The organism is Kitasatospora sp. NPDC051705 (assembly GCF_044453265.1).
In the GTDB taxonomy this organism is placed as follows: Bacteria; Actinomycetota; Actinomycetes; order Streptomycetales; family Streptomycetaceae; genus Kitasatospora.
In genome coordinates, this window is sequence record NZ_JBITCO010000015.1 from 48,007 (window position 1) to 59,975 (window position 11,969).

Genomic DNA, 11,969 nt, shown 5'->3' on the forward strand with positions numbered 1-11,969 from the left:
ATGACTACCACTGTTGAGCCGACCACGGCGACGGGCCGCGTCGCGCGGGTCATCGGCCCGGTCGTCGACGTGGAGTTCCCCGTCGACGCTATTCCGGACATGTTCAACGCCCTGCACGTCGAGGTGGACAACCCCGACGGCTCGGGCAAGAAGACCCTCACCCTCGAGGTCGCCCAGCACCTCGGCGACGGCCTGGTCCGCGGCATCTCGATGCAGCCGACCGACGGCCTGGTCCGCGGCGCGCAGGTGTCCGACACCGGTGCGGCGATCTCCGTCCCCGTCGGCCAGATCACCAAGGGCAAGGTCTTCAACGCCCTCGGTGAGGTGCTGAACGTCGACAAGGCGGAGTTCGACTCGCAGGTCGAGGTTCGCTGGCCGATCCACCGCAAGGCCCCGAACTTCGCCGAGCTCGAGTCGAAGACCGAGATGTTCGAGACCGGCATCAAGGTCATCGACCTGCTCACCCCGTACGTCCAGGGTGGCAAGATCGGTCTGTTCGGTGGTGCCGGTGTCGGCAAGACCGTTCTGATCCAGGAGATGATCTACCGCGTCGCCGAGAACTTCGGTGGTGTCTCCGTGTTCGCCGGCGTCGGCGAGCGCACCCGTGAGGGCAACGACCTCATCCACGAGATGGTCGACTCGGGCGTTCTGGACAAGACCGCGCTGGTCTTCGGCCAGATGGACGAGCCGCCGGGCACCCGTCTGCGCGTCGCGCTCTCCGCGCTGACCATGGCGGAGTACTTCCGTGACGTCGAGAAGCAGGACGTGCTCCTCTTCATCGACAACATCTTCCGGTTCACCCAGGCCGGTTCCGAGGTGTCGACCCTGCTCGGCCGCATGCCCTCCGCGGTGGGCTACCAGCCGAACCTGGCCGACGAGATGGGCCTCCTGCAGGAGCGCATCACCTCGACCCGCGGTCACTCGATCACCTCGATGCAGGCGATCTACGTCCCCGCGGACGACCTGACCGACCCGGCCCCGGCCACCACCTTCGCCCACCTGGACGCGACGACCGTTCTGTCGCGCCCGATCTCGGAGAAGGGCATCTACCCGGCCGTCGACCCGCTGGACTCCACGTCCCGCATCCTCGACCCGCGGTACATCGCGCAGACCCACTACGACACGGCCGTCCGCGTCAAGGGGATCCTGCAGAAGTACAAGGACCTGCAGGACATCATCGCCATCCTCGGTATGGACGAGCTGTCCGAGGAAGACAAGATCACGGTGCACCGCGCCCGTCGCATCGAGCGCTTCCTCTCGCAGAACACCTACGTGGCGAAGCAGTTCACCGGCGTCGACGGCTCGACCGTTCCGCTGTCGGAGACCATCGAGGCGTTCAACGCGATCGCGGACGGCAAGTACGACTCCGTCCCGGAGCAGGCCTTCTTCATGTGCGGTGGCATCGAGGACCTCGAGAAGAACGCCGCCGAGCTGGCGAAGAAGTAGTCGCGGCCGGTAGCAGCCGAGTGACCGTGAGGGGTGGCCCCCGAGTCTGGGGCCCACCCCTCGCGTCGCATCGGCTGTGATTCCGGTCAAATCCGCGCCGCCGGTTTCATGCCGGAGGTGCGGGGCCGTTATTCTTACCGAAACTCCCGAGTAATCGGGGGTTGCATGAGCCTAGGAGCCCACGTTGGCTGAGCTGCACGTCGAGCTGGTCGCAGCCGACCGCAAGGTGTGGTCCGGTGCGGCCACCATCGTCGTCGCCCGTACGGCCTCCGGTGACACCGGCATCATGCCGGGCCACACCCCGGTGCTGAGCGTGCTGGAGACCGGTCCGGTCACCATCCGCACGGTGGACGGCGGCACCGTCATCGCCGCTGTGCACGGCGGCTTCATCTCCTTCGCCGACAACAAGCTGTCTCTGCTCGCGGAGATCGCCGAGCTGGCGGACGAGATCGACGTCGCGCGTGCCGAGCGTGCACTGGAGCAGGCCAAGTCCGACCTGGACGCGCACGCCGAGCGTCGCGCCGAGGTCCGGCTGTTCGCGGCGAACGGCCTCAAGGCGCACGTCTGAGTACGCCGGACCCCGGTTTCAGCGGGGTCGACCGACGGTCCCGGGGACGCGTGAGCGTGACCCCGGGACTGTCGTCGTAGTTGGTAGGTCAACGCGGTCGCTTGATACGACCGATACGGGGAACGCGGGTAGCGAGGAGGTAGGTGAGCATGGTCCTCGCGCTTGTGGTGTGTGCGGCGGTCGTGGCACTGGGTGTGATCGGCCTGGTGGCGTTCGCGGTACGCCGCCGATTGATCCAGCGCGTCGGTGGCACGTTCGACTGCAGCTACCGCCTCAAAATGCCCGCCGACGCCTCGACGCAGCCCGACCTCGACGAGAACGGCAAACCCACCTCGGCCCCGGTCCCCCAGACCGACGGCAAGGGGTGGGTTTTTGGTATCGGCCGCTACAGCGGCGACTCGATCGAGTGGTTCCGGGTCTTCTCCTACGCCCCCCGCCCCCGCAAGGTGCTGCCCCGCCGGGAGATCGAGGTCCTCGGCCGGCGCTACCCCGAGGGCCAGGAGGAGCTCGCGCTGCTCTCCGGCTCGGTGGTGCTGCGCTGCCTGCACAACGGGGCGCCGCTGGAGCTCGCCATGAGCGAGGACGCGCTCACCGGCTTCCTCGCCTGGCTCGAAGCCGCCCCGCCCGGGCAGAGGGTCAACGTCGCGTAGCGACGAGACCCTCGGGGTGGGGGTACCTCCCGGCCGGAGGCTGGGGGTGGGGGTACCTCCCGGCCGGAGGCTGGGGGAGTCAACGTCGCGTAGCGACGAGACCCTCGGGGTGGGGGTCCCCCCGGCCGGAGGCTGGGGGTGGGGGTACCTCCCGGCCGGAGGCTGGGGGAGGTCAACGTCGCGTAGCGACGGGACCCTCGGGGTGGGGGAGTTAACGCGGCCTAACGTCCGGGGCTAGGGTGTCCGCATGGTCAATCTGACGCGCATCTACACCCGTACCGGCGACGACGGCACCACCGCGCTCGGCGACATGAGCCGGACCAGCAAGACCGACCCGCGGCTGGTGGCGTACGCCGACGCCAACGAGGCCAACGCGGCGATCGGGGTGGCGGTGGCCGCGGGCGCGCTGCCCGAGGACGTCGTGGCCGTGCTCGTCCGGATCCAGAACGACCTCTTCGACGTGGGCGCGGACCTCTCCACGCCGGTCGTGCCGGACCCGCAGTACCCGCCGCTGCGGGTGCTCCAGTCGTACATCGACCGGCTGGAGGGGGACTGCGACCACTACCTGGCGCAGCTGGAGAAGCTGCGCAGCTTCATCCTGCCCGGCGGCACCCCCGGTGCGGCCCACCTGCACCTGGCCTGCACCGTGGTGCGGCGGGCCGAGCGGTCCACCTGGGCGGCCATCGCGGAGCACGGCGACACCGTCAACCCGCTGACCGCGAAGTACCTCAACCGCCTCTCCGACCTGCTGTTCATCCTGGCCCGGGCGGCCAACAAGGAGCGCGGCGACGTGCTCTGGGTGCCCGGCGAGAACCGCTGACGACCACGGGCGGAGCGCCTCAGGGCCGCTTCTCCGGGACGGGCCGCTCGACCGCCCGGCCGTCGACCACCAGGACGCCGGCCGGGGCCTCCTTCGGCCACACCGAGTAGCAGCCGGCGACGACGAGGTTGACGACGGCCGCGATGCCCAGCTTCACGTACCACTGGGTGAAGGTGCCGAAGTGCGCGGAGCCCGCGGAGAGCGGCACGAGCAGGGTGATCAGGCCCAGCGTGATCGCCGCCGAGACCACCGTGCGGCCGGCGATCCGCCACTCGTGCCTGGTCCGCTCGGGGCCGTACTTGGGCGCGGGCAGCGGCTCGGGGCCGCCGGCGAAGCGGTGCTGGAAGCGCTGGTCGGCCCAGCGGACCAGGGAGGGCCCGTAGCCGACGGAGAACCCGGTGTAGCTCGCCGCGAGGGCGTGCGTCCAGCTCGCGGTGGCGCCGCCGCGCAGGTCGAGGACGGCGAGCGCGTAGAGGACGAGGTCGACGGTCGGCAGGCCGAGCAGCAGCGCGGTGCTGGCGCGGCGCCACCGCAGCAGGTAGCGGGTGGCGAGGGCGAGGCCGAGCACGATCCACCACGAGACCTCGGCCGCGACGATGAGTGTGATGATCACGTTCTGCTCCCGGTCGGTCGGCGGTGTTCCCAGCCTCGCGGGGGTGCGCGGCCGTGTCGTCGTCGCCGGGTGCCGTCCCCGACTGCATCCTTCGATGTAGCCGGCTCCTCCCCGCACCGGAGCCGGGCGGGCCGTCCGGGATGGTGGGATGGGGGTGTGCCGCGACCTTCCCTGCCCCCGCACCTGCTTGACCGGCTGATCGCCCTGTGCGGGCTGGTCGGCGGCGCGGTGCTGATCGCCTTCGGGGTGTACGACCGCGCCGACCGGGTGCCGCTGTGGGCGGTGCTGCCGCCGATGCTGGTGATGGCGGGGCTGGAGCTGGTCCGGCGGACCAGGCCGGTGCTGGCGGTGTCGGTGGGCGGTCTGGCCTTCGTGGCGAGCCTGTTCGCGGGGAGCCTGCTGGCGACCCTGATCATGTACACCGACCTGCTGTACGCGGCGGTGATCTACGGCAACCGCCGGATGTCGCGGGTGCTGCACCTGACCGGCGGGTCCACGGTGCTGGTGCTCGCCACGCTGACGGCGATCTACCAGGGCACCTCGGCCGGGCTGCTGGTCGCGGTGGTCAGTTCGCTGGTCTTCCTGGCGCCGGTGTGGACGGGTGACGTGGTGCGCAAGCACCGGCAGGAGGCGGAGGCCGAACGGCTGCGGGCCGAACAGACCGCACTGCTCTCGGAGATGGACCGCCGCGAGGCGGTGGTGGCCGAACGGGCCAGGATGGCAAGGGAGTTGCACGACGTGGTGGCCAACCACCTGTCCGCGATCGCGATCCACGCGACGGGAGCGCAGTCGGTGGCCCGGCGCCGGCGGCTGGCCGCGGACGATCCGCTGGTCGAGGTGCTGGCGGTGATCCGGGAGAACAGCGTCCAGGGTTTGGCCGAAATGCGCCGCATGATCGGACTGCTGCGGGACAGCGGCGGGGGCGAGGCGGACGAGTCGTACGCGGCGCCGGACCTGGCCGCGGTCGACGCGCTGCTGGCCAAGGCCCGGGCGGCCGGCCACGCCGTCGGGCTGGACTTCGAGCTGACCGAGCAGGGCGAGCGCGGGGACGTCCCGGTACCGGTCGGCCTGGCCGCGTACCGGATCGTCCAGGAGTCGCTGACCAACGCGCTCAAGCACGCCGGCCCCGGGCTGGTCAGCCTGCGGCTGGAGTTCGGCCCCGCGGAGCTGGCGATCGCCGTGGACAGTCCGTACCGGGGCGGGGCCGGCCGTGCGCTGCCCGGGGCCCGGGCCGGGCTGGTCGGCATGGCGGAACGGGCCGGGCTGCTCGGCGGCAGCTTCGAGGCCGGGCCGCGGGACGGGTACTGGAGCGTGCGCGCGGTGCTGCCGCGCGACGGGCGGACGGAGGGACGGGAATGACGATCCGGGTGCTGGTGGCCGAGGACCAGGCCGCGGTGCGGGCGGCGCTGGTGATGATCCTGCGGGCGGAGCCGGACGTCGAGGTGGTCGGGCAGGCGGCCGACGGCGAGGAGGCCGTCCGGATGGCGCTGGAGCTGCGCCCGGACGTGGTGCTGATGGACGTGCAGATGCCCCGCCTGGACGGCGTCTCGGCGACCCGCCGGGTGGTCGACGCCGGAGCCGCCCAGGTGCTCGTGCTGACCACCTTCGACCTGGACGAGTACGTCTACGGCGCGCTGCGCGCCGGCGCGGCCGGCTTCCTGCTGAAGGACCTGGAGGCGGACACCCTGGTCGAGGGCGTCCGGACGGTGGCGCGCGGGGACGGCATGCTGGCGCCCTCGGTGACCAGGCGGCTGATCGGGGCCTTCGCCCGCCCGGAGCGGCCGGTGGCGCCGGAGGCCCGGGGCGCGGTGGCCGGGCTGACCCCCCGCGAGCGGGAGGTGCTGGCCTGCCTCGGGGCCGGGATGTCCAACGGGGAGATCGCGGCGCGGCTGGAGATGGCGGAGGCGACCACCAAGACGCACGTCAGCCGGATCCTGGCGAAGCTGGGGCTGCGCAGCCGGGTGCAGGCGGCGATCCTCGCCCAGGACCTCGGACTGACCGTCTGACGAGCCGGGGAGCATCTGGTTCGACCGACCAGGTCGGTCACAGATCACACTCCCGATTGCCACCACGGGGGCGGATTCGGCATTAGAGTCCGGGCAACGAGCGACGCGGCTCCTGCGGCGGTGACCCCTGCCCTGAGCCGCCTTCAGGGCCCGCCCCCAGGGCGGCGACGGCATCGGGAGACCCAGCCATGAGCAATGCGTCCAGCAAGCAGATCGCCGTGATCGGTGCCGGCCTGATGGGCGCCGGCATCGCCCAGGTGTCCGCGCAGGCCGGTCACCCGGTGGTGCTGCGGGACGTCACCGAGGAGGCGCTGCAGCGGGGTCTCGCGGGGATCCGCGCGTCCTACGAGAAGTTCGTCGCCAAGGGCCGGCTGAGCGCCGAGGACGCCGAGGCCGCGCTGGGCCGGATCACCACCACCACCGACCTGGGCGCCGTCGCCGAGGCCGACATCGTGGTCGAGGCCGTGTTCGAGAAGCTGGAGGTCAAGGAGGGCGTCTTCCGCGAGCTCGACAAGCTCGCCAAGGACGGCGCGGTGCTGGCCTCCAACACCTCCGCCATCCCGATCACCCGGATCGCCGCCGCCACGCAGCGCCCCGAGTCGGTCGTCGGCGTGCACTTCTTCTCGCCGGTGCCGCTGATGAAGCTGGTCGAGCTGGTGCGCGGCTACAAGACCAGCGACGAGACGCTGGCCGCCGCCCGGGCCTTCGCCGAGGGCGTCGGCAAGGACGTCGTGGTGGTCAACCGCGACGTGGCCGGCTTCGTCACCACCCGGCTGATCACCGCCCTGGTCGTCGAGGCCGCCAAGCTCTACGAGTCCGGCGTGGCCACCGCCGAGGACATCGACACCGCCTGCCGCCTCGGCTTCGGTCACCCGATGGGCCCGCTGGAGACCGCCGACCTGACCGGCGTGGACATCCTGCTGCACGCCGCCCGCAACATCTACGAGGAGACCCAGGACGAGAAGTTCGCCGCCCCGGAGATCATGGCGCGCATGGTCACCGCCGGCGACCTCGGCCGCAAGAGCGGCCGCGGGTTCTACCCGTACCCGGGCAAGTGAGCCGTCGCCGCGCCTGAACCACGGGCCGGGCGAGCGGGCGGGCCGTGCGGTCGGAGCATCGTACGACCCGGCCGCTCGGGGCCGGGTGAGTTTCCTCACGCCGGGTGCCGCAGACGGGTGATTTGGGCGGTAATCGAGCGTAGGTGTGGAGACTTCCTGCGTATATTCCCTCGGACGAGTGAAGTTGCTTCAGATCTGACCGGAACCAGCAACCCGCGATGCTGATCCGCCGTCAGATGAGGGGGAACCCGGCATTCCGACCGGGCCCGGGCGCGGCGCGCGAGCCGAGCGGCCCACCGGCCGCGATCCGCCCGGACGGACCCCTGCGACCCCCGGACCGGCACGGCCGGGGCGGAACCATCCCGTACCGGGCCAGCCAGGCGAAGGAGGAGAGCATGCGCATCACCGGCGACCACACGGCGCTGGCCATCGAAGGCCGCCTCGACGTGCGCACCGCCGCCGACGCGCGCGTCCAGCTGCACCAGGCCGTGGACGGCGGCCTCGGCGACCTCGTGCTCGACCTCGCCCGGCTGGAGTTCTGGGACGCCACCGGACTCGGCGTCATCATGGGCACCCACCGCCGGGCCGGCCGGATCGGCCGACGCCTGGTGCTCCGCTCCGTTCCGGCCCAGCTCCAACGGCTGCTGGTGGCCACCAAACTGCACCGCATCCTGGCCGTCGACGGCGGGATCGCCGAGCCGCACGGGGTCGTCCTCTAGTTCCCGCACGGTCCCCGCGCGGGGTCGTCCTCCGGTTCCCGCACGGTCCCCGCACGGGTCCGCCCTGCACGGGCGGGCCCGGATGTGCGAGAGTCTGCCCGTCAGAAACGACGGCCGCCCCGGCACGACTGCTTCCCGCACGACTGCCCCCACGCCCGCGCGCGGCCGCGACCGAGACGTCAGCCGGCCGGAGCGGGCGCCGGCGGCCGAGCACGAGGCGGAGCAGAACGTGGCACAGCCAACCGGGGAGTTCCGGCAGGAGGCCGTCCGCACCCGGGGCGGCGAACTGGTCTCCGGAGGCCTGCTGGTCGGCGTCGGCGCCCCGGACGGTTCCGAGTTCAGACCCTGCCCCGAGGAGTGGCGCCCCCGCCCGCGCCGGATCGAACGCAGCGAGCCCGCCCGCGGCCCGGTCGGCGGCGTCGGCCGCGCGGTCGGCCCGCTCGCCCTCGGCACCGGCCCGGCCGACCTGCCGCTGCTCGACCGCGAGGCCGACATCGCCGAACTCCTCGGCCTGCTCGCCGAGGGCCGCTCGATACGCCTGGTCGGCCAGGCAGGCTCGGGCCGCAGCGCGCTGCTGTCGGCCGTCGCCGAAGCCGCGGCCGACCTCGCCCCCGGTGGCGTCGTCCAGCTCTGCGGACACCGCCGCACCCCCGCGGACCTCCTCCAGGACCTCTTCGCGGCCACCCATCACGCCCCCGGCTTCCGGCCGGACCCGGGCCAGTCGGCCGCCCACCTCGCCGAGGTCCGCGCGATCGTGGTCGTCGACGACGCCGAGCAGTCCGCCGCCGAACTGGAGGAGCTGCTCGCCGCGGCCCCCGGCTGCGCCTTCCTGGTCTGTGTCGCCCCCGGCAGCGCGGCGCTGCCGATCGGCTCCCGGTTGCAGGACCACCTGGTCGCCGGGCTCTCCCGCGCAGCCTGCCTCGCGCTCTCCGCCCGGCAGGCCGGCCGGCCGCTGGACGTCGCCGAGAAGGCCTGGGCGGTCGACCTCTGGTTCGAGTCCGAGGGCCTGCCGCTGCGCTTCGTCCAGGCCGCCGCACTGCTGCGCCAGCGGGACGTCTCGGTGGACGCCCTGGTCGCCGCCGAGGAGGACCGGATGGGGGTCTTCGGCGCCGTCGAGGAGCCCGTCCACGACCCCGACCCGGCGGTCCGCGAGAACGAGCTGCGGCGGACCGTCCCGCTGCCCTCCGTCGCCGAGACCGCCTCGCCCGCCGTCCGGCTCGCCGAGGGGCTGAGCGAGCCCGCACAGGCCGTCCTGCGGCTCGCCGTGGCGCTCGGCGGCGAGTGCCCCACCGCACCGCACCTGCCCGCGCTGATCGACGTCGGGCAGGCCGAGAGCGCGCTCGCCGAACTCGTCGACGCCGGACTGGCGGTGTCCATCGGCGGGCACCACCGGCTGACCGCCGGGGTGCTCGAACTGCTCGCCCCGCACTGGCCGGCCCGCGGCTGTCTGGACGGCGCCGCCCAGCACTTCGCCTGGTGGGTCGGCCACAGCTCGGTGTCGTTGGAGCAGGTCGCGGCCGAGGCCGAGGTGCTGATCGGCGTCCTGCTCGCCGACCGGGAGGCCGGGCGGCACGAGGCGGTGGTGCGGCTGGCCAGGGCCGCCGCGCCGGCCCTGGCGCTCTCGCTGCGCTGGGGCGCCTGGGAGCGGGTCCTGGAACTGGGGCTGGAGGCGGCCCGCCGCTCCGGCTCGGCGACCGACCAGGCCTGGTTCCACCACGAGTCGGGCGTGCACGCCTTCTGCGTCCGCGAGCCGTCCAGGGCGATGGCCGAGCTGGAGACCGCGCTCACCCTGCGGGCCACCGCCGGGGAGCAGCGCGGCGTGGCGGCGGCGCGCCGGATGCTGGACCTGCTGCGTGCCGACGGGCGGCAGTTGGAGGCGGCGCCGGCCCCCGCGCCCACCCGGCGACCCGTCATCCGGGCGATCGCCAACAAGGTGCCGTCGCGCCTGCGGGCCAGCCGCCGGCGCCGGGTGATCACCGCGTCGGCGGCCGTGCTCGCGCTCGGGGCGCTCACCACGGCGGTGGCGCTGAGCGCCACCGGGCCGGAGCAGCACCAGGGCAACGACCCGCACAGCCGGCTCGACGAGCCCGGCGGGGCCCAGGACGCGCCGCTGCCGGTGCCGCACACCAGCGGCTCCCCGGCCACGCCCGGCGCGACGGGGACGGACGCGAGCAGCAGCCCGGCGGCGGACGGGACCAGCCCGGAGCCCTCGGCGAGCGGCAGTGCGTCCCGCTCCCCGAGCGCGTCGCCCTCCCGGAAGCCGAGCCGCGGGCCGAGCAGCAGTGCCTCGGAGAGCGCGCAGCCGTCGCAGCCGCCGTCCCAGCAGCCGACGCCCGGTCAGTCGCAGCCGCCGGCCCCGCCGACCGGTCCGCAGCCGGGCGGGGGCCCGACGCCCGGGCCGCCGAAGCCGTCGAGCAGTTCGAGCTCGCCGAGCCCGACCGGCACGCCGTCCTCGCCGCCCACCGCTGGTCCGAGCGGAACGCCGAGCCCGTCCGGTACGGCGAGCCCGACGGGGACGACGAGCCCGTCGCAGGGGTGACCGGTCAGAACAGCTTGAGCTTGTCGTCGTCGATGCCGCGCAGCTCGTCGTAGTCCAGCACCACGCAGCCGATGCCCCGGTCGGTGGCCAGCACACGGGCCTGGGGCTTGATCTCCTGCGCGGCGAAGACGCCCTTGACCGGGGCCAACAGCGGGTCCCGGTTGAGGAGTTCGAGGTAGCGGGTGAGCTGCTCGACGCCGTCGATCTCGCCGCGGCGCTTGATCTCGACGGCGACCGTGGCGCCGTCGGAGTCGCGGCAGAGGATGTCGACCGGGCCGATCGCGGTCGGGTACTCGCGGCGGATGAGCGACCAGCCGGCGCCGAGCACCTCCATCCGGTCCGCGAGCAGCTCCTGGAGGTGCGCCTCGACGCCGTCCTTGATCAGGCCCGGGTCGACCCCGAGCTCGTGGGACGAGTCGTGCAGCACCTCCTCCAGCGTGATGATGAGCTTCTCGCCGGCCTTGTTCTCCACCGTCCAGACCCCGTCGGCCTCCTTGAGGGCGCACGGCGGGGACATCCAGTTGAGCGGCTTGTAGGCGCGGTCGTCGGCGTGGATGCTGACGCTGCCGTCGGCCTTGACCAGGATGAGCCTGGTGGCGGAGGGCAGATGGGCGGAGAGCCGACCGGCATAGTCGACTGAGCAGCGGGCAATTACGAGACGCACGGTCGACCACGCTAGCCCACCGGGGCCAGTTGATGCGATTCCACGACGACCGGGTGAAGAAACCGCGAACCCCGCGAACATGGAGGTTCGGCAATCCCGGTACCGCACGCCGCGGTCTGGCGCCCGCACCCTGGGGTAGCTACCGTGTGTGACGGCACGCTTGCGGGATCGCTGTCAACGGGGATGGAGACTTCAGATGAACGATCCGACGGGATCCGGCCAATCTGGTGCACCACGGCGTATTTCCCAAGCAATCCCCAGGAATGACCGACCCGGTCCGCCGTTGACTGCCACGCTGTTCTGAGCGCGGTCGGTGTTCGGGGCGTCACGTCCCGTTGCGCCACCGCCCTCGCCCGGGTGCCGGAAACTCCCGTCCCACGGTGTTCCGGACACCACGCGCGACCGCCCACCCTCACTGTGAGCTTTGGACTACGCATGACCACCCGGGCGCCGCACGGGTGGACCGCGAGAGGAGAACCCATGTCGCTCGACGTCTCACCGGCCCTGCTCGAGAAGGCCGAGCGGGGCGAGGTCGACGAGCGGGAATTCGTCGACTGCGTCCGCGTCTCCCTGCCGTACGCCTGGGACCTGATCAGCTCGCTGGTCGCCCAGGCGAAGGTCGACGGCACCGACTTCGCCGACAACCAGGTACCGCCGCCCAGCGAGCAGGCCCGCGGCCAGCTCCTGCGCGCGCTCGCCAGCGACGCCATCCGGGGGGCCCTGCAGCGGCACTTCGGGGTGCGGCTGGCCTTCCAGAACTGTCACCGGGTGGCGGTCTTCCTGCCGTCGGAGGCCAACGAGGCGCGGCACACCCGCTTCACCTCGGTCCGGGAGCAGCTGCTGAACCAGTCCGAGGAACTCCGGGACTGCTGACCGGTCGCAGGAC

Annotated in this window: 12 protein-coding genes; 10 read left to right on the plus strand and 2 right to left on the minus strand. The window is 72.7% G+C overall.

Annotated elements, in window-relative coordinates; translation table 11 throughout:
• The 4 genes from atpD to ACIA8Q_RS20310 all read left to right on the plus strand — a co-directional run bounded on the left by atpD (window position 1) and on the right by ACIA8Q_RS20310 (window position 3,484).
• The gene (atpD, locus tag ACIA8Q_RS20295) at window positions 1–1,446 is read left to right on the plus strand and encodes a F0F1 ATP synthase subunit beta (RefSeq protein ID WP_360204608.1); all 1,446 of its coding nucleotides are present in this window, start codon (window positions 1–3) and stop codon (window positions 1,444–1,446) included.
• A 184-nt stretch (window positions 1,447–1,630) separates the two neighbouring features.
• Window positions 1,631–2,014, plus strand: a complete 384-nt coding sequence (locus tag ACIA8Q_RS20300; RefSeq protein ID WP_360204611.1) for a F0F1 ATP synthase subunit epsilon — start codon at window positions 1,631–1,633, stop codon at window positions 2,012–2,014.
• A gap of 149 nt (window positions 2,015–2,163) precedes the next feature.
• Entirely contained in the window at window positions 2,164–2,664 is a 501-nt protein-coding gene (locus tag ACIA8Q_RS20305; protein WP_218201846.1) for a DUF2550 domain-containing protein, read from the plus strand.
• 247 nt (window positions 2,665–2,911) lie between these two features.
• Window positions 2,912–3,484 (plus strand): cob(I)yrinic acid a,c-diamide adenosyltransferase, encoded by a 573-nt coding sequence (locus ACIA8Q_RS20310; protein WP_360204614.1) that lies wholly within the window; start codon window positions 2,912–2,914, stop codon window positions 3,482–3,484.
• Window positions 3,485–3,503: 19 nt separating this feature from the next.
• Here the strand turns inward: ACIA8Q_RS20310 and ACIA8Q_RS20315 are convergent, their stop codons facing one another.
• Window positions 3,504–4,097 (minus strand): hypothetical protein, encoded by a 594-nt coding sequence (locus ACIA8Q_RS20315; RefSeq protein WP_360204617.1) that lies wholly within the window; start codon window positions 4,095–4,097, stop codon window positions 3,504–3,506.
• Between the two features lie 156 nt (window positions 4,098–4,253).
• Here ACIA8Q_RS20315 and ACIA8Q_RS20320 point away from each other — a divergent pair, with 156 nt between their 5' ends.
• From ACIA8Q_RS20320 to ACIA8Q_RS20340, 5 genes are all read left to right on the plus strand, one after another.
• Entirely contained in the window at window positions 4,254–5,456 is a 1,203-nt protein-coding gene (locus tag ACIA8Q_RS20320) for a histidine kinase (RefSeq protein WP_360204620.1), read from the plus strand.
• Entirely contained in the window at window positions 5,453–6,103 is a 651-nt protein-coding gene (locus ACIA8Q_RS20325) for a response regulator transcription factor (protein ID WP_360204623.1), read from the plus strand. Before ACIA8Q_RS20320 ends, ACIA8Q_RS20325 begins: the two co-directional genes overlap by 4 nt.
• A gap of 188 nt (window positions 6,104–6,291) precedes the next feature.
• Window positions 6,292–7,161 (plus strand): 3-hydroxyacyl-CoA dehydrogenase family protein, encoded by an 870-nt coding sequence (locus ACIA8Q_RS20330; protein WP_360204626.1) that lies wholly within the window; start codon window positions 6,292–6,294, stop codon window positions 7,159–7,161.
• A 395-nt stretch (window positions 7,162–7,556) separates the two neighbouring features.
• On the plus strand, window positions 7,557–7,880 hold the full coding sequence (locus ACIA8Q_RS20335; RefSeq protein WP_360204629.1) for an STAS domain-containing protein: 324 nt from the start codon (window positions 7,557–7,559) through the stop codon (window positions 7,878–7,880).
• 229 nt (window positions 7,881–8,109) lie between these two features.
• Window positions 8,110–10,419: an ATP-binding protein gene (locus ACIA8Q_RS20340; RefSeq protein WP_360204632.1), complete on the plus strand. Its 2,310-nt coding sequence runs from the start codon at window positions 8,110–8,112 to the stop codon at window positions 10,417–10,419.
• A 4-nt stretch (window positions 10,420–10,423) separates the two neighbouring features.
• On the opposite strand, the gene nucS is transcribed toward ACIA8Q_RS20340, so the two are convergent.
• Window positions 10,424–11,083, minus strand: coding sequence for an endonuclease NucS (gene nucS, locus ACIA8Q_RS20345; protein WP_030057515.1), 660 nt, complete (start codon window positions 11,081–11,083; stop codon window positions 10,424–10,426).
• Between the two features lie 480 nt (window positions 11,084–11,563).
• Between nucS and ACIA8Q_RS20350 the strand changes: the two genes are divergently transcribed.
• On the plus strand, window positions 11,564–11,956 hold the full coding sequence (locus tag ACIA8Q_RS20350; RefSeq protein WP_360204637.1) for an SCO5389 family protein: 393 nt from the start codon (window positions 11,564–11,566) through the stop codon (window positions 11,954–11,956).
• The last annotated feature ends 13 nt before the right edge of the window (window positions 11,957–11,969 follow it).